Here is a 19380-nt window from a genome sequence, read left to right on the forward strand (position 1 = left end):
GCCAAAGGAGCAGGAATGAATACCGTCGAAAGAAAGCGCACGCCCAAGGCCGCGGCGCACACTGGCTTCCACCTCGCGCGGCCCGGGCGACCGACGCAGGCCGAGACCGTGTCGCCCACCGACGCCTTGGCCGCGCAGTATTGCGTAGGCATCGTCATCGCACTTGACGAGTCCCCGTCGGGCCGTGGCGATCGGCCGCTCGTCGAACTGCAGAGCGGCCGCCTGCGCACCTTCGCGCGCATTGCCTCGAGCTGCCTGTTGCAACCCGCAGCGGGCGATACGGTCGCATGCTTGCGCGTGGCGCCGGACGAGATGTGGGTCACCTCGGTACTGGCGCGGGAGCCTGGCGCACCGCAGTTGCTTCGCTCCGAGGGACCCACCCGGTGGCAGGTGCACGGGGGCGATCTGCAGATCGAAGCCGACGCGCTCGGCATGCGCACGGGCAGGCTCAGGATCGATGCCCGCGCCGCAAGCCTGATGGTCGACGAAGGCGACCTCGCTGCCAGGCAGTTGCGGCTTGCGGCATCTGCACTGAAGGTGGTCGGCACGACCTTGTCGAGCGTGTTCGAGCGCGTGCAGCATTTCAGCCACCAGTATCTGCGCACCACCCGGGGCATCGATCGCGTGGCGGCGGACAACCTGGAGCGCGAGGCGAAGCAACTGATGCGTCTTTCTGGTGAACATGTGATCGCCAACGGGCGCAAGCTGGTCAAGGCGCGCGGTGGGCAGATCCATCTGGGTTGAGAGCGCGTCATGTTTGCCAATTGCCAGATGATGGGCACCGACATGGGATTCCCCGATGTCTGCCTCACGCCCACACCTGCGGGACCGGTGCCGATTCCGTATCCCAACATCGCAATGGGGCCAACGGCGGTGCCGAACTGCACCTGTGTCCTCATCATGGGTACGCCTGCGCACAACCTGGGAACCACCATTCCCATGACCAATGGCGACAACGCGGGCGTGAACCTGGGCGTGGCTTCCGGCACGGTCATGGGACCGAGCCGCCACGTCACCGGATCGTTCACGGTCCTGTTCCAGGGCCTGCCCGCGTCACGCCTGACGAGCATGACGATGCAGAACAGCACCAACTGCCCAGGCGTGCGCATGGTTCCGAGCCAGGCGAACGTCGTGCTGCTCGCTCCGTAGCCGACGCCCCGGCGGCACACGGGGGGCGCCATGAGGCATGGCATACCGGCATACCTCTTCCGGTGAGATTGCCAACACGCCCCCCGGAATGAATACTCCTTGCGAGTTTTTCGCCCGCCTGCAAGCGGGCCGTCGTGTTCGGGCGTAGCAGCCTTGGAGGCCGATTCATGATCCACATCGCTGTCGTCACCCGGCAGGGCGCCCCGGCGGGGCAGGCCATCGCGGCCGACTTCGGCCCCAACGGCGGCACCATCGGCCGCGCCGACACCAACACGCTCGTGCTCGTCGATCCCGACCGTACCGTTTCGCGCGTGCATGCCCAGGTGCTGTGCCGCGACGGCCAGTACTTCGTGATCGACCGCGGGAGCAACCCGATGCAGTGCAACGGCGTCTCGCTGGGCGCGGGCAAGGAGGCGCCGCTCACGGACGGCGCGCGCCTCGTGATCGGCAGCTTCGAGCTCGCGGTGCGCGCGACGGCCGCGGCACCGCCCGCGCTCGCCATTCCCAACACCGTGATGTCGGCACCGGCAGCCGCGGCGGCACCGCTCCCGGCGAGCAGCAGCGACGACCCTTTCGCCGACCTGCTCGCGGGGTTGGCGCCGCCGCCGGCGCCCGCCGCGGCAGCGGCGCCTGCGAAGGCTGCGCCGGCCGACCCGCTGCTCTTTCCCGATCCGATGGCCACGGGCTCGCGCAACGCGCAGGCGGCGCAGATCGATCCGTTCGCGAACCTGCTCGGCCCCGATCCCGTCTCCGCACCGGCCACCGGCCTCGGTGCGCTCGACGATTTCTCCGACCTGGGCGCGCCGCCCGCGCATGGCAAGGCGGCGAGCATCGACGAGCTCTTCGGTGGCGCGACGGGCGGCGGCGGCATCGGCGGCGATCCGCTGGCGCTCTCGCCGCTGGCCGACCCGCTGCTGCAGCCCAACACCGCTTCGGCCGCCGATCCGCTCGCGGCGCTGCAGAGCGCGGCACCGCCGACACCCACGCCGCGCGCGGACCACCTGCCGATCGACCAGTTCGGCTTCACGCCGCCCAGGGCCGTGACACCGCCGCCGGCGCCGGCCGTCGATGTTGTTGCTGCTGCTGCGCCCGCGGAGCTGCTGCCGCAGTTCGACGACATCACGGGGCAGCCGATCCGCATCAGCGGGCCCGACACCGCGGGCCGCGAACTGCCGCCGCTGCCGGCCCCGCCGCCACCGGCGGCCTTCGCACCGGCGCCCGCACCCGCGCCCGTGCAACGCCCCGCCGCCGCGCCGGTCGATCCGGCGCGCACCGCCACCGACGACGAGCTGCTCGCCGCGCTGCTGCGCGGCCTCGGCAACCTGCACCAGCCGCCCGCGATGCTCACGCCGGGCCTGATGGAGCGCATCGGCACCATGCTGCGCAGCGCCACCGAAGGCACGCTGCAGCTGCTGCTCACGCGCCAGGAGTTCAAGCGCGAGGTGCGCGCCGAGGTCACCATGATCGCGGCCCAGGCCAACAACCCGCTGAAGTTCTCGCCCACGGTGGAGGTCGCGCTCGCGCATCTGCTCGGGCCCGGCGTGCGCGGCTTCATGCCCGCGGAAGCGGCGATGCGCGACGCCTTCGACGACCTGCGCGCGCACCAGTTCGGCGTGATGGTGGGCATGCGCGCGGCGCTCGCGCATGTGATCGCGCGTTTCGAGCCCGGCGCGCTCGAGCAGAAGATCAGCGCGAAGTCGGCGCTCGACGCGCTGTTCGCGGCCAACCGCAAGGCCAAGCTCTGGGACCAGTTCGTCGCGCTCTACGGCGGCATCGCGAGCGAGGCGGAGGACGATTTCCACAATCTCTTCGGCAAGGCCTTCCTCGAAGCCTACGAAGAACAGATGGCGCGCCTGAAGGGCGAGCAGCCGTCCGGCCACTGACCGCATCCCCAAGACCGCAGCAAGAGAAGCAAAAGGCATCCGCTTGGAAATCGAAATCGTCACGCTGTCCCGGCAGGGCGGCCGCAGCTACAACGAAGACGTGCATGGCCACTGGCACGACGAGCGCTATGTCGCCTGCCTCGTGGCCGACGGCGCGGGCGGCCACGGCGGCGGCGACGTGGCGGCGGCCACGGTGCGCGCGAGCGTGCTCGGCGCCTTCTCGGCCGGGCCCAGCCTCGACGCGGGCGTGCTGCGCATCCTGGTCGAGCAGGCCAACCGCGACGTGGTGGCGCGCCAGGCCGAGGGCGGCAAGCTCGCGGGCATGCGCTCGACCATCGTGTTCGCCGCCATCGACCTCGAGGACCATGCGCTCGCCTGGGTGCACAGCGGCGACAGCCGCGCCTACCTGTTCCGCGGCGGCGCGATCGTCGCGCGCACCACCGACCACAGCCTGGTGCAGCAGATGGTGGCCGGCGGCATGCTCGACGAAGAGGGCGCACGGCTGCATCCGCAGCGCAACATGCTGCTGTCGGCGCTGGGCTCGGTCGAGGAAGCGCCCGACATCACGGTATCCGACCGCATGCGCCTGCTGCCGGGCGACGTGCTGCTGCTGTGCAGCGACGGCGTCTGGGAGCCGCTCGGCGACGAATGCCTGGTCGACACGCTGCATGCCTCGCGCACGCCCAGCCAGTGGACCGAGCAGCTCGACGTGCAGATCAGGGCGCGCGCCAAGCCCGGCCATGACAACTACACGGCGCTCACGCTGTGGGTGATTCCCGATGCGGAAGACGAGGACGCGACGCGGCTGATGGCGGCACTGGAGCCGGCCGCGGGCGGCGATCAGAACCCGTAGTCGAACCAGCTCTGCGGCAGGATGAATGCCCAGTAGTCCTTGAACAGGCTCTCGGGGACGCCGTTCTTTCTTGGGGCTGTTGCTGCGCGCATGGTTGAGCGCACGGATGTAGGCCGCGCGGTCGTTGGCATTGAAGGCATCCTCGAGCATCGCGGCGCCCTGCTTGAACAGCGGGATGTACTGCACGTGCCGGCCGACCTGGGCGGCCAGGCAGCCGTCGAGGCGCAGGCCGCGCACCTCGGTGAGGTACTGGAAGAACTGGCAGTGCACGCCGAGCGAGAACTCGCGGTCGCCGAGCATCTCCTTGGCGAGCCGGCGGTAGTCGGTCTCGATGCCGGCCCATTCGTAGAAGGCCTTCTTCTCGGGGTTCTTCACCTCGAGCTGGCCGAAGCCCACGCCCAGGCCCGTGGGCGTCTCGGCCTGCTGGATGTTGCAGAAGCCGGTCTCCTCGAAGCAGATCACGGCCAGCATGAAGTACGAGACCGGGTGCTCCCACGGGTGCACGCGCTGCAGCGTGCTCCAGAAGGCGGGGAAGTCGTAGGCGGCGGTCTGGTTCCAGGCGAAGGGCGGCTTGGAGACGTGCATGGCGCTGCTCGCTTTCTCTCTCTTCGTTCGTCGATCGAAAAGACAACGGCGGCCGGGATGTCGAATCCGTGGCCGCCGTTCTCCGGGGAGGAAGGTCGCGCGAAGCGCTTCTTCTTCAGACCTTCTTGTTGGCCGCGATGTCCCAGCCGGTTTCCTTGGTGCCGTCGCCGGAACCGTCGGCCTTCTGGGGCGTGTACTCGTACTTGAACTTCGAGAAGTTCAGCGTGATGGTCTCGGTCAGGCGGTCTTCGCCGCCGCTGCCGCCGGTGCTGATGTGCGTCACGAGGATGTCTTCCATCGTGAGCTTGATGTATTCGAGCGGCGTGGCGCCGGCCTTGCGCACGGTGAGCACGCCCTTCTTGATGTGCTGGCCGTTGCAGCAGTCGAGCAGCAGCAGGTGCGAGGACGAATCGACGTACTTGGTGACCGAGAGGTCCTGCACGCTCACCTTGCCGGCGCCCGAGCCGCCGCCGACGTGGCCGGTGCCCGACTGGCTGGCGCCCCAGCTCCACGAGAGCACGTCGATCTCCTTCTTGTGCCCGTCGTCCTTGGATTCGCCGTCGACGCCTTCGAGCTTCAAAAACATGTCTGCAGCCATGATGCTTGCCTTTCAGTGGTGTGTGAGTGAGTCAGTTGGAAAAAATGGGCTTCCGTGCGGTGCTTCTTGTTCAGCGTGGTGCCCGGGAGCTGTCCTGATAACGAGCGAGCGGCGCCTTTTTCAAAACACCGCGCCGCCCGTTCTTCATTTCTTATTTGCCGCCCTTGGCCGAGGGCAGCTTGGAGACCAGCCGCAGCGAGACCGTGAGGCCTTCGAGCTGGTAGTGCGGGCGCAGGAAGAACTTGGAGCTGTAGTAGCCGGGGTTGCCCTCGACCTCTTCCACCACCACCTCGGCGGCCGCGAGCGGCTTGCGCGCCTTGGTCTCCTCGGAGGAGTTGACCGGGTCGCCGTCGACGTAGTTCATGATCCATTTGTTGAGCCAGCGCTCCATGTCGCTCTTCTCCTTGAAGCTGCCGACCTTGTCGCGCACGATGCACTTGAGGTAGTGCGCGAAGCGGTTGCAGGCGAACAGGTAGGGCAGGCGCGCGGCCAGGTTGGCGTTGGCGGTGGCGTCGGGATCGTCGTACTCGGCGGGCTTGTGCAGCGACTGGGCGCCGATGAAGGCCGCGAAGTCCGAGTTCTTGCGGTGGATCAGCGAGAGCAGGCCGGCCTTCGAGAGCTCGGCTTCGCGCCGGTCGCTGATGGCGATCTCGGTCGGGCACTTCTGGTCCACGCCGCCGTCGTCGCTCGGGAAGGTGTGCAGCGGCAGGTTCTCGACCGCGCCGCCCGACTCGATGCCGCGGATGCGCGAGCCCCAGCCGTAGAGCTTGTAGGAGCGGTTGATGTTGGTGGCCATTGCATAGGCGGCATTGGCCCAGGCGTACTTGCTGTGGTCGGCGCCGGCCACGTCTTCCTCGAAGTCGAACTCCTCCACCGGGTTGGTGTTGGCACCGTAGGGCGTGCGCGCCAGGAAGCGCGGCATGCAAAGGCCCAGGTACTTCGAGTCGTCCGATTCGCGCAGCGTGCGCCAGCCGGCGTACTCGGGCGTCTGGAAGATCTTGGTCAGGTCGCGCGGGTTGGCGAGTTCCTGCCACGACTCCATCTGCATCAGGTTCGGGCTCGCGCCGGTGATGAAGGGCGCGTGCGCCGAGGCGGCGATCTTCGCCATCTCGCCGAGCAGCTCGACGTCGGGCGGGCTCTGGTCGAAGTGGTAGTCGCCCACGATCGCGCCGAAGGGCTCGCCGCCGAACTGGCCGTACTCCTGCTCGTAGATCTTCTTGAACATCGGGCTCTGGTCCCAGGCCGCGCCCTTGAACTTCTTCAGCGTCTTGGCCAGCTCCTGCTTGGAGATGTCCATCACGCGGATCTTCAGGTGCTCGTCGGTCTCGGTGTTGTTCACCATGTAGTGCAGGCCGCGCCATGCGCTCTCGAGCTTCTGGAACTCGGGATGGTGGATGACCTTGTTGACCTGCTCGGTGAGCTTGGCGTCGATCGCGGCGATCATGGCCTGGATCGACTTCGTCACGTCCTTGCCGATGACGGTGGTGTTGGCCAGCGCCTGCTGGGCCAGCGTGAGCACGGCGGCTTCGACCGCGCTCTTGGCTTCGTCGCTGCGCGGCTTGAATTCCTTCTGCAGCAGCGACGAAAAGTCGCTGCCGGCATATGCGACGTCTTTCAACGCGCTCTGTTCGAGTGCTTCGGCCATGGTGGGTTACTCCTCGTGAACCGGAATGTGGAAGGCGGAATGTCGGGACAAGGCTCAGGCGGCCGGCGGCGCGGCGGCGTCGTCGGGCTTCTTGGTGGCCGCGAGCGACTGCAGCAGCGCGGGGTCCTCCAGCACCTTGGCCAGCAGTTCCTCGGCGCCGTTCTTGCCGTCCATGTAGGTGACGAGGTTCGACAGCTGGGTGCGCGCCTCGAGCAGCTTGTTCAGCGCGCCGATCTTCCGGGCCACCGCGGCGGGCGAGAAATCCTCCATGTTCTCGAAGGTCAGCTCGACCTTGAGTTCGCCCTCGCCGGTGAGCGAGTTCTCGACCGCGAAGGCTGCGCGCGGCTTCATGGCCTTCATGCGCGAGTCGAAGTTGTCGACGTCGAACTCGAGGAACTTGCGGTCCGCCACGGGTGCGAGCGGATCGGCCGGCTTGCCGGAAAGATCCGCCAGCACGCCCATCACGAAGGGCAGCTGGATCTTCTTCTCGGCGCCGTAGAGTTCGACGTCGTACTCGATCTGCACGCGGGGCGCGCGGTTTCTGGCAATGAATTTCTGACTGCTCTTGGCCATGGAGATGCTCCTTGCGGATGTGGGAGGGGCGGGTCGGTGAAACGAAAGAAAAGGAACGGAACGGGAACGACGGAAGGGCCTACTCGGACGCGCGCTTGCCGGTCACGGTCTCGATGGTGTCCAGCGCGTTGGGCGCGAGGTTGGCCATGATCTCGAGGAAGCTCACGCCGATGAGCTTCTTGGCGCGCTCGATCAGGAGCGGCGCGGGGTTGCCGGGCTCGGTCTGCTCGAGGTAGCGGATCACGCGGTCGAGCATCTGCAGTGCGTCCTGCCGGCTCTGGATCTCGCCGCGCATCGCGCCTGCGCGCGGCGCGCCGCCCGCGGCCTGCGCCGCTGCATCGCCAGCGGCGGCGGCGTCGTCCGCATCGGCCGCTGCGTCGGGCGTGCCGGTCGCGAAGCTGCATGCCTTCTGCAGCATGCGTGCGATGCCGCGCAATGCACTCAGATCGATCGCGTCGCCGCGGCCGGTGCGCTCGACCAGCAGCGCCTGCAGCTGGTCGACCAGCGCGGGCGTGCCCATGGCGGCCTGCAGCAGTTCGGGCCGCTCGGCCTGGATCGCTTCCAGGCCGCCCTGGATCTGCGACATCGAGTAGGTGGGCTCGCCGCCGACGGCGGTCAGCGCGTTGCTCGCGATCGCGACGTCGCGCACGCGGATCGGGCCGACGCCGGGCGCCACGCCGACCTGCGCGTCGTACAGGTCGCGCAGCACCATGGCCTCGTCGGCGAGCGGTGCCAGCGCGTTGAGGCGCATGGTGGGGTCGTTGTCGTCGTCGGCATCGAGCATTGGATGTATGCCGTCCCAGAAGCGGTCGAGCAGGCCGATCAGCAACTGGAGCCCCGCGGCGAAGCCGGGCACGCCCTGCTGCCGCGTCGCGGCGCGCAGCAGCAGCACGGCGGCGCGCACGTCCTTGCTGCGGCGCAGGATCGCGTCGGCCTGTTCGGCCACTTCGCGCCACTCCGGCTCCACCGCGGGAATCACGGTGTCGCCGAACTGCTGCTCGGGCTTGCCCTGCGATGCCGCCGCGAGCGCGGTGAAGGCCGCGTCGTATTCGAGATCGTCGCCGCACGGCGATGCCTCGCCGATGGGCGTGAGCAGGGCTTCGACAAGTTCGTTGGTCAGCATGTTGCCTGTTCGAGTTGGCTGGTGATAATCAAAGATGCCTCCAAAACCGGTCAATGCAACGAAGGGAATAGCATGCGCACGCTCGGTACACGCCATTCGTCCTATGGACGCTCTCCTGCTGCAGGTTCGCGGCGCTTCGCGCTGGCCTGCGGCCTTGCGTGTGCCGGGGTGCTGATGGCCGGTTGCGCGAGCAAGCCCGTGGTCACGCCGGTGTCGATCACGCTCATGGCCGGTGCCGATGCCAACCCCGATGCGCGCGGCCGTGCCTCGCCGCTCACGGTGCGCGTCTATGCGCTGAAGTCGCCCGGCCCGTTCGAGGGCGCGGACTTCTTCTCGCTGTTCGAGAAGGACCAGGCCACGCTCGGCGCCGAGCTCGTGCAGCGCGAGGAGATGCTGCTGCGCCCCGGCGAAAGCCGGAAGCTCGAGCTCACGCTGCCCGCCGATGCCAAGGCCATCGGCGTGATGGCGGCCTTCCGCGACCTCGACCGTGCGCGCTGGCGCGAAGTGCGTGCGGTGCAGCCCGGCAAGGCGCAGACGCTGACCGTGAACTTCGGCGCGCGCCAGATCCGCATCGACGGCAAGTAGGCCGACCGGCGATTCTTCTTCAAGGGGCCGGGTTCGGTGACGACGATGCGCGCCCGGGCCGCGCGAGCGGCTGGTCGGCGGGCAGGAAGCGCTCGAACAGGTCGTTCGCGAAGGCGGCCCCGGCGCGCTCCGATGCGGCCGCCGTGAAGTAGAGGCCGCGCCAGCGCGGCGGCCGCGCACCGCGTCCCTGCGACGCGAACAGCGCTTCGGCCACGTGGCGCAGCGGCGCCTGCAGCGCGCGCACCGCTTCGATGAATTCATGCACCGCCAGCCGTCCCGAGGGACCGGGCTGTTCGCGCAGCAGCGCCATGCGCAGCGCGCGCAATTGCTGCGCGAGCGGGTCGAACACCGCATCGAGCCGCGCGGCGGCCGATTCACCCGCGGCAAGCGGCTCGCGCATGCGGTGGCCGATGGCCTGGGCCAGCACCTCGGGCGGCAGCGCGCGGCGCAGCGTGGCATAGCCGGGCAGCTGCTCGAGCCCGGTCACGACGAGGTAGACGGGCAGCTGCAGGCGCAGCGTGTCGCTCGCCTCGTCGAGCAGCCGCCGGAGCCTTGCCGCGTGCAGCGGCTTCGCGCCCGCGCCGCCGGCCTGCTGCGGCAGCTCGCCGGCGGCGAGGCACACCACCAGCCCGTGGAGCGGCACGCGTTCGCGGCGCTCCGCGAGCGCGAGCAGCGCATGCAGCCACAGCATGCGCGCGTGCGGCGTGCCGGCCGTTTCGCCGACGGCGGTGGGATGGAGTTCGATGGCCACCATCGAACGGCCGAGCCACCAGCGCCAGTAGGGCACGCCGAGGGCGGCGCCGGCCGCAGGCGGCGCCACGGCGTCGGCCCGCGCGGCGGACAGCAGGCCGGGCAGGTTGGCGGCCGCGTCGCCGAAGAACAGGAACCAAGGCACTGTCGCATCGCGCGGCCGCGGCGGCTGCCGCAGCGCCTGGCGCGCCTGCGCCATGGTCTCCCGGAGCATGTCGACGGCGGCTTCGTCGTCGTCGGCCGCGGGCGGGCCGAGCGCCGCGATGCGCCGCCGCAGCGCACGTCTGCGCGCCCCGCGGCCGGCATCGCGCACCGTGGCGTAGAGCAGCGCGAAGCCGGCCAGGCACAGCGCGAGCAGCAGCCAGAAGAGGTGGACGGGGGACAGTGCGCTCATGGGATCGGCAGGGCTCGGCGTGGGTGGCGGTTCAGCGCGCGACGGTTTCGAGCGCGACGAAGTCCGCGATCAGCCGCTCGCCGCCGCGGTTGGCCGCGAGCGCTTCGCGCAGGCGCAGCAGGTAGGCCGATGCCAGTTCGAACGGCGGCCGGTCAGCGGTCTCGGGAAAGGGCAGGGGCGACGAGAGCACGGTGACGAGCACGCTGCCGAAGGGCGGGCCCACGAGCCAGCTCGACGGGATGTCGCGGCCCAGCTCCAGCCGCTCGCCCGCGCGCAGCCGCGTCGGCGCGCGGCCGGCGTTCAGGTGCATCACGGCGCCGTCGGCGGTGTAGTAGTCCACCCATACATAGCTGTCGTGGCCGGGCGCGGTCACTTCCACGCGCACGCTGTCGCCTTCGCGCAGCCGCGCATCGTGCGCGGTGGGCGACTGCACGTCGAGCGCGTAGGCCTTGTCGCGGTTGCGCTGCTGGTAGGGCTTGAGGATCGCGAACACCTCGCAGTGCGGCCACGCGCGCAGCGCGACGTCGAAGCTGGCCGACTGCACCCCGGGCATGGCCGCCACCTCGCTTTCGATGCGCGCCAGGTCTGCCGGCAGCGAGACGAAGCCGCTCACGCGCACGCGGCCGTCGCGGTCCGCGGCGGCGGCCAGGTCGGCGCAGGCATAGCCCTGCAGGTGCTGCTCGATGCGGTGGCCGAGCCCGGGCTCGCGCACGCTCGGGCCGGGAAGCCACATCCACCACAGCAGGTAGGCCAGCGGCAGCAGCAGCGCGAGCGCGCCGCTGGCGCGCAGCAGCGCACGGTCGCGGCCGCGCGTGTCGTGCGGGCCGGGCGGGTCCGGCACGCCGTAGGGCTGCGGCGTGATGCGGTCCTGCGCCAGGCTGCCGAGCGCCAGCGGACGCAGCCGCAGCTGGCGGCCATGCAGCTCCTTGAGCTTGCCGAGCTCGCCCTGGTCCCCGCTCTCGAAGTAGTACTGGCCCTTGAAGCCGAGCACCATCGCATGCCAGTAGACCTCGCGCAGTTCGTCGTCATTCGGCCCGAGTGCCGAGAGGTGGTGGAAGAACTCGCTGGCCGCGTTGTTGGAGTTGAAGAGTTCCACCTGGAGCGGCACCGCGCCCATGCCGGCGGGATGGCGCGCGAGGATCTCGTCGATCCACGCCACCATCGCGAAGGCCGCGGATTCGATCTGCGCCTGCGGCTTGTCCGCCGCGCAGGCGCGTGCCGCATCGAGCAGCCGGTGGGCCTCCTGCCGTGCGCTGCCGCGCGACGGTTCGGCGCGGCCGGCGGCGATCGATGCGTCGAGGGCGAGGCCGAAGGAAACGAAGGCGGAGAAGCAGTCGAGCAACCGGGCCATGGACCGCGCCCGCTCAACGCGCCCGCAGTGCGAAGGATGCCCTGCACCGGTCTCTGCTGCGTTGGCACATGCCCATGTCCCCGGCCCCTTCGAGTGAGCGCCCATTCTTCCAAACGCGCCGCGGCCGGCGCCATACCGCTTGGGGTCTATGCCGTTCGTGGGGCGGGGCGGCCTTGCTGCGCGCGGCATTCGCCGGTATCTTCGGCATCCGCTGAATTCAACCCACGCTGGGACATGCCATGAAAATCCTGATCGCCGACGACCACCGGCTCGTCATCGAGGCGGTCAAAGCCAAGTTGTCGGAGCTGGAGCCCGGCATCGAGTTCGTGCTGGCGATGAGCGTCGACGAACTGCTGGCGGGCGCGACCGACGAGCTCGACCTGGCCCTGATCGACCTCAACATGCCCGGCGCCGACGGCCAGGCCCACATCGACGAGATCCGGCGCCGCCATCCGGCGGTGCCCGTGATCGTGCTCTCGGGCTACGAAGACCCCGCGATCATGCGCAGCGCGCTCGAACGCGGCGTGCTCGGCTTCATTCCCAAGGCCTATTCGCCCGAGGTGATGCTCTCGGCCGTGCGGCTGGTGCTCGCGGGCGGCGTCTACGTGCCGCCGATGATGCTCACCGCGCTGCCGCCCGGCATCGTGGCCGGCGTGGCACCGGGCCCCACGGGCGAGCCGCGCGCGGCGGCAACGCCGCCCTCGCAGACGCTCGAACACCTGCGCAGCGTGCTGACCGAGCGGCAGGTCGAAGTGCTGCAGCTGCTCTCGCAGGGCAAGCCCAACAAGCTCATCGGCCGCAGCCTGGGCATCAGCGAAGGCACGGTCAAGATCCACCTCGCGGCGATCTTCCGCGCGCTCAATGTGCGCAACCGCACCGAGGCGGTCGTGGCCGCGCAGGCGCTGACCGAGGCGCAGGCCTGACGGCAGCGGCCACCGGGCCGCGCGCCGTCGCCGGTCCGATGCTCAGGAGCAGCTGAGCTTCATCGCCTCGATGCGTCCGCCGAAGCCGAGCTTGCGCATCAGGCCGCCTTCGCGGCTGTTGGCCGGAAATTCCACCGTGCGGTCGCGGAACATCGCGTGCTCGAACACCTGCAGCCGCGCGCGCGGGCCGACGCTCACGCTGTCGACGTCGCGCTTGAGCTGGCGCGCCGTGCCGCGGTCCATGCTCTGCACTTCGGCCGGGCCGACCAGCGTGAGCATGTCGCCCTGGAAGTTGCGCCCGGTGTAGAACTGCGCCCAGCAGCCCGAGGCCAGCGCCGGGTCCTCGATGCGCACGGGCACCAGCAGGATCGTCGGATCGGGGCGGTTGTCGGCCGAGGCCGCCGCGCCGCCGCCCGGCGCCGTCGAGGTGTTGGTGTTGGCGCAGGCGCCCAGCGCGAGCGCGCCGGCGAGCAGGAGATAGCGGTAGTGGTTCTTCATGCGCACAGGCTAGCGGTCGGCCCCGGCCGGCGCGTAGGAAGAGCGCCCATGCGGCCGTCGCCGCATCGCGGTTCGCTCCGCCTGCGCCGCACGCGGAATCTCCGTGAATGACTGCTGCCCGTATGCGCGCAATTCCTACGCAGGGCCCGGTGGCGAGTGCGCAGCCTGAAGCCTTCTGCAACGAACAACGGAATGAAGGAAGCCATGGCCACGAGCAGCATCCTGGGCGGCGAACGGCCGCCGGTGGAACCCGCGGGTACCGACGTCGACAGCCTGGGACCGAGCGACAGCAGCGACAGCGGGAGCGACGTGCGCACCGCGCATGAACGCAGCGCCATTCCCGACGATGCGGCGGAGGGCGCGATCCCGATCGCGCACGACAGCAGCACCGATGCCGCCGGCACCGGCGAACGCGCCTCCGCCGACGCGCCGCCCACGCAGCCCGACGCGGACATCCTGCCCGACAGCATGGGCATCGTGGACGCGCTGGCCGACAGCGACGAGGGCGACCCCGAGGACGCCGAAGCCGACCGCGACTGAGGCCGGGTGGCGAGAAAACCGGGCCCGAGACGGAAACACGCCATGCCGACCCATCTCGATTGCGTTCTCCAGAGCCTCCAGCAGCTCGCCCACGCACGCATCGCGCGCGAGTTCCAGCGCGTCTGGAATGCGCGGGCGAATCCGGCAGCGGAAGGCAGCAGCGAGGCGGACCACCGCGTGCTGCGTTGCGAGCAGGCGCTCGCCGAGCTGCGCCTGCGCATCGACGATCCGCGCCAGATCGCGCAGCTCAAGGTGGGACGCGCGCTCTACCTGCGCATGCTGCTCGAGAGCGCGCCCGCGCGGCTGCAGTCGTGGAGCGACAGCGACACGCTCGAGGACATGCCGAAGTCGCATCTGTTCGAGTGGATCTCGTACGACTTCGAGCGGCTCGAACTGGCCGAGCTCGAAGGCGCGATGACGCCCGAGGAAGCGGCCACGTACGCGCATGCGCTCGATGCGCGCGCGAGCCTGCGCGAGGAATGACGGTCCCGCGCGGCGCGCCGCCTCAGGGCCGGCCCAGCACGATCGCGCCGCTCTGCAGGTAGCGGTCGAACTCGATCTTCGGAATGGCGGCGGTCAGCGACTGGCCGTCCTCGGTCCACGTCAGGACCACGCTGTCGTCGGCCATCATCGCCTGGCAGTCGCCTTCGGGAATCTTCAGCTGCGGCCCGTCGCCGGCGCGGAACTCGACCGGGCCCACGATGCGGGCGTCCATCTGCGTAGGGGTGGATGTCATGGCGTGCGTTCCTGGCGCCTGTTACTGGGGCGCGGGGCGTGCATGGCGCTTGCTGCCGTCGTCGCGCTGCTGCTGGGCGGGGTCGCCGTCGCGCGAGGGCGCGAGGCCGCCGGGGGTGCCCGCCGAGGGCGGCCGCGAGGTCTGCGTTCGCGCGCTGGCCGGTCCCTTGTCCGCACCGAGCGGGCCCTGGTCCATCGTGCCCGAGGGTCTCTCCGCCGGCCGGGTGGCCGGCGCCTTCTGTGCGTCGCTGCCGGGCGGCGTCACGGTGCCCTTGGGATTGCCCGCGGGCTGGGCTGCTGCGGCCAGCGCGATCAGGGAAGCCGCTGCCGCGAGGCCGCCATGGATGAGTCGGCGGGCATGGGAGCGCATGAAATCTTGGGGCATGGGGAGTCCTCGGAAAAAGAAGAATGCTCTGCAGCCTTCTTTCTCGCGCATGCGCGGCGCGCGCTTGTAGGCAGGAACAGCATTCCCGCGACGGTGCGCGCCTGCCTGCGCGGATGGGCGCCGAAGACGCGCCGCTTTCCTACGTCCGGGTTTTTTCAGCGCGTGCACGGTGGGTGTTTCGAAGCACGAAGGAGTCCCGCGTGAACAGTCCCTCCAACCCGCCGGCGCGCAGCCCGGCGGACGATCCGCAGGCGAAGACCGCCGCCACCTATGGCCAGCCGATGCCCGCGCAGCGCAGCATGAAGCGCGAAGCGAAGACGGCGGCAGAAAACGGCGAACCCGTGGGTCCGAACGACGGCCCCGCGATCACCGATCGCAAGAAGCCGCGCCACGTCCCGGCGACGCCGGCGTGGGCGAAACCGACAACCACGGCAGCTCGCCCTACAGCCAGCGCGGCCTGCCCGAAAAGCCGGTGCGCGAGGAATGAGCCGCCCGGGCGCGGCAGCCCGAAGAAGGCTTACAGCCGACGTCAGGCGATGCCGACACGGTCACCGATCGGCGCACCCACCATGCGTGATGAACCGGTGAATTTTTTCTTTTCCAACCCGCCTCGGACCCCGAGGCACACGAAGGAGTCTTTGACATGGCCAACTACACGAACACCGCCGACACCGCGAACGCCGAGGATGTCGTCGAGGTGCTGAACGACCTGCTCGAGAACGCGCGCGATGGCGAGTACGGCTTCCGCGCCTGCGCCGAAGAGGTCGAGTCGCCGCAGCTCAAGCAGGTCTTCCAGAACCGCTCGGCCGAATGCGCGCGCGCCGCGGGCGAGCTGGTGCAGCTCATCCGTCGCTTCGGCGGCTCGCCCGATGACGGCGGCTCGGTGAGCGGCGCCATGCACCGCGGCTGGGTGCACGTGAAGGGCACGCTCGGCGCCGACAGCGCGCTGTCGATGCTCGAGGAATGCGAGCGCGGCGAAGACGCGGCGGTGGCGCGCTACCGCAAGGCGCTGAAGGAAGACCTGCCCGCCGACGTGCGCGCGCTGATCCAGCAGCAGGCCGACGGTGCCCAGCGCAACCACGACGAGATCAGGCGCCTGCGCGACGAACTGCGCGCCAGCAAGTAAGCAAGCAAGCCGGGCGGCCCGCGGAATGGGCGCCCGGCATCGCTCTTTCGTTAGCTGCCGGCTGACGCGCGCATAGGTACAAACCTACGCTGAAAACCAAAGTCTCCAACTTCAATGGCGCCGACGTCGAAAGGGATTGAGGCGTGCGGTGCGTCTCGCCTTCGGCGGATCAGGAGACAGCCATGCGCAGCGACAACGACAAGAAGAACGACGAGGCAAGCCAGACCGCCGACGACGGCGGCGCCACGGATCCCCAGTCAAACCCTGACCGGCACCACGCGACGCGCGCTGATACGCAGCGCGGTGCTGTTCGCGATGTTCTCGGCCAGCGGGGTCAGCCTGACGGCCTGCGGAGGCGGTGGTGGAGGCGGGGGCGGCGGCGGAGGGATCGGCGGAGGCGGCGGCATTCCGCCCGAGAGCACCGGACCTCTGTTCAAGCATGGCGTCGCGAGCGGCGACCCCTTGTCGGACCGGGTGATCCTCTGGACCCGCGTGACGGCGCCTGCGCCGGGCACCCTCAACGTCGAATGGCAAGTGGCGAGCGACGAGCGTTTCGGCGTCATCGTCGGCCGCGGCACGGTGAGCACCGGCCCGGAGCGCGACTACACGGTCAAGGTGGACGCCACCGGGCTCCAGCCGGCCAGCACCTACTTCTATCGCTTCCTGGTGGGCGACGAGAGTTCGCCCATCGGCCGCACCCGCACGCTGCCGGTGGGCGGCGTCTCGCAGGCGCGGCTGGCGGTGGTGTCGTGCTCCAACTTTCCCAGCGGCTACTTCAACGTCTATGCCGACATCGCCAAGCGCACCGACATCGACGTGGTGCTGCATCTGGGCGACTACATCTACGAGTACGGCCGCGTGGGCTATGCCTCGCAGCTCGCCATTGCCATCGACCGCGAATCGACCCCCGACCATGAGATCCTGACGCTGGCGGACTACCGCCAGCGCCACGCGCAATACCGCACCGACGGCGACCTGCGCGCCCTGCATGCGCGCTTTCCCATGATCGCCGTGTGGGACGACCACGACCTGGCCGACAACGCATGGTCGGGCGGCGCGGCCAACCACGACGAAGCGAGCGAGGGCAGCTTTGCGGCACGGCGCGCGGCTGCCGTGCAGGCCTATAACGAATGGCTGCCCACGCGCCTGCCTGACGCGGCCAACCCGCTGCTGATCTATCGCTCGTTCGACTTCGGCACGCTGGCTTCCCTGCACATGCTCGACACGCGGCTCGTCGGCCGCGAGCGGCAGCTCACGCTCGACCAATACCTGGCCGGCGAAGCGGCCGCGCCCACGCGCCAGCTGCTGGGCCAGCCGCAGGTGGACTGGCTCTCCGCGCGCATGGCCGCCTCGGCCGCGACCTGGCAGGTGCTGGGCCAGCAGGTGCTCATGATGCGCATGACCATCCCGCTGAGCATTGCCAACGACTTCAACGCCGAGACGCTGGCCGCCTACGTGGCCGCGCAGGCGCTGCCGGAGGCTTCCCGCAGCGACAGCCAGCGCGCCCTGCTCGCCCAGCAGAAGGTGCCCTACAACCTGGACGCATGGGACGGCTACCCGGCCGCGCGCGACACCGTGCTCGCCATGGCGCGAAACCAGGGCAAGAACCTGGTCTCGCTCGCAGGCGACACGCACAACGCCTGGGCCGGCAACCTGACCGATGCGTCGGGGCAGCGGGTGGGCGTGGAATTCGGAACCTCGTCGGTATCGTCGCCCGGCTTCGAGCGGGCCTTGCCGCTGATCGCCGCCGACCTGCTGCCCGACGCCTTCCTGCGCATGATCGACGACCTGCGCTACGCCCAGACCAGCAAGCGCGGGTATGCCGTGCTGACCCTGACGCCGGGCGAGGCGCGCTGCGAGTACGTCGAGGTCAGCACGGTGCTGAGCCGTGACTATTCGGCGAGAACGGCCGCCACGCTGCGCGCGCTGCCGGGCAGCGGCAACCTGCAGGTGCTGGCCGCCTGAGGGGTGGATAAAGTAGAGCCCGATTTCTGAACTCTGCTGGCTCCTCTTGAACGCTCCTCGCCTCGACCTCTCCCGCTTCGACGCGGCCATCGTCGACCTCGACGGGACGATGGTCGACACGCTCGGCGACTTCGCCGTGTCGCTCAACCAGATGCTCGGCGATCTCTCGCTGCCGCCGATTCCATCGGCGGCCATCGAGCGCATGGTCGGCAAGGGCTCGGAGCACCTGATCCTTTCGGCGCTCGCGCATGTGCTGGCCTCGCCGGCGAGCGCGTTCGCGCACGAGGGCGCCGACGCGCTGCAGGCGCGCGCGCAGGCGCTGTTCGATCGCGCCTGGGACCGCTACCAGCACCACTACCTCGCGATCAACGGCCAGCATTCGGCGCTCTACCCGGGCGTGCTCGAAGGGCTGGCCGCGCTGCGGGCGCGGGGCCTGCGCCTCGCATGCCTCACGAACAAGCCCGGCGCGTTCGCCAGGCCGCTGCTGGCCGCGAAGGGGCTCGAGGGCTTCTTCGACTTCGCCTTCGGCGGCGATGCCTTCGAGCGCAAGAAGCCCGATCCGCTGCCGCTGCGGCGCGCCTGCGAGGCGCTCGGCACCGCGCCGGAACGCACGCTGATGATCGGCGATTCGAGCAACGACGCCAGGGCCGCACGCGCCGCGGGCTGCCCCGTGGTGCTCGTGACCTACGGCTACAACCATGGCGAGCCGATCCGCGCGGTGGATGCGGACGGCTTCGTCGATTCGCTGGCCGAACTCGGCGCCGCGCCCGGCTGACGAAGACGGAAGGGAAGACGGCTACGGCTGCCGGCCGAGCAGCGCGTCCTTGAGCTTCCAGTCGGCCGGCGCCGGGCCGAGCCAGATGCGCAGCAGCGCGTTGTAGAAGGCCGGCTCCTTGACCGGATCGGGCTGCGGCACGCCGCGCACCGTGATCAGCGTGCCCGTGCCGGGCAGCCAGTCGATGGTGAAGGTGTCGCCCGCCTTGAGCTGCTTCTGGTCGGCGAACATCTGGCCCATGCGCAGCAGGCCCGGGATCAGGTTGACCATCTCGGCCTTGGGCGAGTTCTCTTCCACGCCCTTGGTGAACAGCTTGCCGAGCTCGTTCGCATCGATGTCGCGCAGCATCGTGATGGCCATGCGCTTGGGGCCGGGCGCCGCCAGCACCTCCTCGGGCGTGGCCGCCTTCTTGCCCAGGTAGAGCCCGGCCGTGTACACCTTGAAGACCGCCTTGTAGCGCACGCCCGCGCCGTTGAGGCGCAGCGCGCTGCCGCGCAGTTCGAGTGCGTCGTCGAGCTTCACGCCCGCCACCTCGACCTGCGCGGCGGAGGCGCCGATGGCGGCGGCCGCTGCGCAGGCGAGCAGGGCCGGGCGGAAGAACAGGATGCAGGAAAGAGCGGACAAGCGAGCCTCCTTGGAATTTGCGAACGATCGTTCGAATGTATCTATTCGTTCTATATGCCGGGTCCGGGCGAACCCTGAAAAGCCGGGCCTTCGATGCCAGCTGTCTTTTTCGTGGGCTAAACTCCGCCTTCCATGTTCGTTCATCACATCCATCAAACAGGTGAAGGCAGCCGGGGAGCCTGGCCCTGGCGTCGCCATACATCGCTGCCTGTTTGATTGGCACGGCGCACGCCGTGCGCCCGCGGTTCCGGCATGCCCCCATGTCGCCGGACCATCCCGTGAATGACCTTGCCCCCGGCCGCCAAGACGCGCCGCAGGCA

General features: G+C 69.7%; 21 protein-coding genes. 11 read left to right on the top strand and 10 right to left on the bottom strand.

Going from position 1 to position 19380, the window contains the following annotated elements; translation table 11 throughout:
* Positions 1-15 precede the first annotated feature (15 nt).
* From M2165_RS12365 to M2165_RS12380, 4 genes are all read left to right on the top strand, one after another.
* Positions 16-744, top strand: a complete 729-nt coding sequence (locus M2165_RS12365) for a DUF3540 domain-containing protein (RefSeq protein ID WP_280814921.1) — start codon at positions 16-18, stop codon at positions 742-744.
* A 9-nt stretch (positions 745-753) separates the two neighbouring features.
* On the top strand, positions 754-1149 hold the full coding sequence (locus M2165_RS12370; protein WP_280814922.1) for a DUF4150 domain-containing protein: 396 nt from the start codon (positions 754-756) through the stop codon (positions 1147-1149).
* Between the two features lie 167 nt (positions 1150-1316).
* The gene (tagH, locus tag M2165_RS12375; protein ID WP_280814923.1) at positions 1317-3032 is read left to right on the top strand and encodes a type VI secretion system-associated FHA domain protein TagH; all 1716 of its coding nucleotides are present in this window, start codon (positions 1317-1319) and stop codon (positions 3030-3032) included.
* Between the two features lie 43 nt (positions 3033-3075).
* Positions 3076-3885, top strand: a complete 810-nt coding sequence (locus M2165_RS12380; protein WP_280814924.1) for a serine/threonine-protein phosphatase — start codon at positions 3076-3078, stop codon at positions 3883-3885.
* Between the two features lie 700 nt (positions 3886-4585).
* On the opposite strand, the gene M2165_RS12385 is transcribed toward M2165_RS12380, so the two are convergent.
* The 4 genes from M2165_RS12385 to tssA form a co-directional block, all read right to left on the bottom strand.
* A complete protein-coding gene (locus M2165_RS12385; protein WP_280814925.1) occupies positions 4586-5068 on the bottom strand; it encodes a type VI secretion system tube protein Hcp in 483 nt (160 codons plus the stop codon).
* Between the two features lie 151 nt (positions 5069-5219).
* Positions 5220-6713, bottom strand: a complete 1494-nt coding sequence (gene tssC, locus M2165_RS12390) for a type VI secretion system contractile sheath large subunit (protein ID WP_280814927.1) — start codon at positions 6711-6713, stop codon at positions 5220-5222.
* Between the two features lie 54 nt (positions 6714-6767).
* The gene (tssB, locus tag M2165_RS12395) at positions 6768-7286 is read right to left on the bottom strand and encodes a type VI secretion system contractile sheath small subunit (protein WP_280814928.1); all 519 of its coding nucleotides are present in this window, start codon (positions 7284-7286) and stop codon (positions 6768-6770) included.
* 79 nt (positions 7287-7365) lie between these two features.
* Positions 7366-8409 (bottom strand): type VI secretion system protein TssA, encoded by a 1044-nt coding sequence (tssA, locus tag M2165_RS12400; protein WP_280814929.1) that lies wholly within the window; start codon positions 8407-8409, stop codon positions 7366-7368.
* A gap of 72 nt (positions 8410-8481) precedes the next feature.
* On the opposite strand from tssA, the gene tssJ reads away from it, so the two are divergent.
* A complete protein-coding gene (gene tssJ / locus M2165_RS12405) occupies positions 8482-8994 on the top strand; it encodes a type VI secretion system lipoprotein TssJ (protein WP_280814930.1) in 513 nt (170 codons plus the stop codon).
* A 19-nt stretch (positions 8995-9013) separates the two neighbouring features.
* On the opposite strand, the gene M2165_RS12410 is transcribed toward tssJ, so the two are convergent.
* Together M2165_RS12410 and M2165_RS12415 are read right to left on the bottom strand one after the other, a co-directional pair.
* Positions 9014-10138, bottom strand: a complete 1125-nt coding sequence (locus M2165_RS12410; RefSeq protein ID WP_280814931.1) for a type VI secretion system protein — start codon at positions 10136-10138, stop codon at positions 9014-9016.
* Between the two features lie 31 nt (positions 10139-10169).
* Positions 10170-11489, bottom strand: a complete 1320-nt coding sequence (locus M2165_RS12415) for a DotU family type IV/VI secretion system protein (RefSeq protein WP_280814932.1) — start codon at positions 11487-11489, stop codon at positions 10170-10172.
* A 239-nt stretch (positions 11490-11728) separates the two neighbouring features.
* Between M2165_RS12415 and M2165_RS12420 the strand changes: the two genes are divergently transcribed.
* A complete protein-coding gene (locus M2165_RS12420; protein WP_280814933.1) occupies positions 11729-12412 on the top strand; it encodes a response regulator transcription factor in 684 nt (227 codons plus the stop codon).
* Positions 12413-12454: 42 nt separating this feature from the next.
* On the opposite strand, the gene M2165_RS12425 is transcribed toward M2165_RS12420, so the two are convergent.
* Positions 12455-12910, bottom strand: a complete 456-nt coding sequence (locus M2165_RS12425; protein ID WP_280814934.1) for a beta/gamma crystallin domain-containing protein — start codon at positions 12908-12910, stop codon at positions 12455-12457.
* A gap of 204 nt (positions 12911-13114) precedes the next feature.
* On the opposite strand from M2165_RS12425, the gene M2165_RS12430 reads away from it, so the two are divergent.
* Positions 13115-13450 (top strand): hypothetical protein, encoded by a 336-nt coding sequence (locus tag M2165_RS12430; RefSeq protein ID WP_280814935.1) that lies wholly within the window; start codon positions 13115-13117, stop codon positions 13448-13450.
* A gap of 42 nt (positions 13451-13492) precedes the next feature.
* Positions 13493-13933: a hypothetical protein gene (locus M2165_RS12435; RefSeq protein WP_280814936.1), complete on the top strand. Its 441-nt coding sequence runs from the start codon at positions 13493-13495 to the stop codon at positions 13931-13933.
* A 22-nt stretch (positions 13934-13955) separates the two neighbouring features.
* On the opposite strand, the gene M2165_RS12440 is transcribed toward M2165_RS12435, so the two are convergent.
* Positions 13956-14186, bottom strand: a complete 231-nt coding sequence (locus M2165_RS12440) for a hypothetical protein (RefSeq protein WP_280814937.1) — start codon at positions 14184-14186, stop codon at positions 13956-13958.
* 21 nt (positions 14187-14207) lie between these two features.
* The gene (locus M2165_RS12445; protein ID WP_280814938.1) at positions 14208-14570 is read right to left on the bottom strand and encodes a translation initiation factor IF-2; all 363 of its coding nucleotides are present in this window, start codon (positions 14568-14570) and stop codon (positions 14208-14210) included.
* A 643-nt stretch (positions 14571-15213) separates the two neighbouring features.
* On the opposite strand from M2165_RS12445, the gene M2165_RS12450 reads away from it, so the two are divergent.
* The 3 genes from M2165_RS12450 (at position 15214) to gph (ending at position 18436) form a co-directional block, all read left to right on the top strand.
* Positions 15214-15696, top strand: a complete 483-nt coding sequence (locus M2165_RS12450; protein ID WP_280814939.1) for a PA2169 family four-helix-bundle protein — start codon at positions 15214-15216, stop codon at positions 15694-15696.
* 303 nt (positions 15697-15999) lie between these two features.
* Positions 16000-17661 (top strand): alkaline phosphatase D family protein, encoded by a 1662-nt coding sequence (locus tag M2165_RS12455; protein ID WP_280814940.1) that lies wholly within the window; start codon positions 16000-16002, stop codon positions 17659-17661.
* Between the two features lie 46 nt (positions 17662-17707).
* Positions 17708-18436, top strand: a complete 729-nt coding sequence (gene gph / locus M2165_RS12460) for a phosphoglycolate phosphatase (protein WP_280814941.1) — start codon at positions 17708-17710, stop codon at positions 18434-18436.
* A 21-nt stretch (positions 18437-18457) separates the two neighbouring features.
* Here gph and M2165_RS12465 read toward each other — a convergent pair whose 3' ends face one another.
* Positions 18458-19060, bottom strand: coding sequence for a chalcone isomerase family protein (locus M2165_RS12465; RefSeq protein ID WP_280814942.1), 603 nt, complete (start codon positions 19058-19060; stop codon positions 18458-18460).
* Positions 19061-19380 lie beyond the last annotated feature (320 nt).

This window comes from Variovorax sp. TBS-050B (assembly GCF_029893635.1).
Classification (GTDB): domain Bacteria; phylum Pseudomonadota; class Gammaproteobacteria; order Burkholderiales; family Burkholderiaceae_C; genus Variovorax.

Coding starts and splice junctions, on each gene's coding strand:
- M2165_RS12365 (WP_280814921.1), top strand. CDS start 16: ATGAATACCGTCGAAAGAAAGCGCACGCCCAAGGCCGCGGCGCACACT.
- M2165_RS12370 (WP_280814922.1), top strand. CDS start 754: ATGTTTGCCAATTGCCAGATGATGGGCACCGACATGGGATTCCCCGAT.
- tagH (WP_280814923.1), top strand. CDS start 1,317: ATGATCCACATCGCTGTCGTCACCCGGCAGGGCGCCCCGGCGGGGCAG.
- M2165_RS12385 (WP_280814925.1), bottom strand. CDS start 5,068: ATGGCTGCAGACATGTTTTTGAAGCTCGAAGGCGTCGACGGCGAATCC.
- tssC (WP_280814927.1), bottom strand. CDS start 6,713: ATGGCCGAAGCACTCGAACAGAGCGCGTTGAAAGACGTCGCATATGCC.
- tssB (WP_280814928.1), bottom strand. CDS start 7,286: ATGGCCAAGAGCAGTCAGAAATTCATTGCCAGAAACCGCGCGCCCCGC.
- tssA (WP_280814929.1), bottom strand. CDS start 8,409: ATGCTGACCAACGAACTTGTCGAAGCCCTGCTCACGCCCATCGGCGAG.
- tssJ (WP_280814930.1), top strand. CDS start 8,482: ATGCGCACGCTCGGTACACGCCATTCGTCCTATGGACGCTCTCCTGCT.
- M2165_RS12410 (WP_280814931.1), bottom strand. CDS start 10,138: ATGAGCGCACTGTCCCCCGTCCACCTCTTCTGGCTGCTGCTCGCGCTG.
- M2165_RS12415 (WP_280814932.1), bottom strand. CDS start 11,489: ATGGCCCGGTTGCTCGACTGCTTCTCCGCCTTCGTTTCCTTCGGCCTC.
- M2165_RS12420 (WP_280814933.1), top strand. CDS start 11,729: ATGAAAATCCTGATCGCCGACGACCACCGGCTCGTCATCGAGGCGGTC.
- M2165_RS12425 (WP_280814934.1), bottom strand. CDS start 12,910: ATGAAGAACCACTACCGCTATCTCCTGCTCGCCGGCGCGCTCGCGCTG.
- M2165_RS12430 (WP_280814935.1), top strand. CDS start 13,115: ATGGCCACGAGCAGCATCCTGGGCGGCGAACGGCCGCCGGTGGAACCC.
- M2165_RS12435 (WP_280814936.1), top strand. CDS start 13,493: ATGCCGACCCATCTCGATTGCGTTCTCCAGAGCCTCCAGCAGCTCGCC.
- M2165_RS12440 (WP_280814937.1), bottom strand. CDS start 14,186: ATGACATCCACCCCTACGCAGATGGACGCCCGCATCGTGGGCCCGGTC.
- M2165_RS12445 (WP_280814938.1), bottom strand. CDS start 14,570: ATGCCCCAAGATTTCATGCGCTCCCATGCCCGCCGACTCATCCATGGC.
- M2165_RS12450 (WP_280814939.1), top strand. CDS start 15,214: ATGGCCAACTACACGAACACCGCCGACACCGCGAACGCCGAGGATGTC.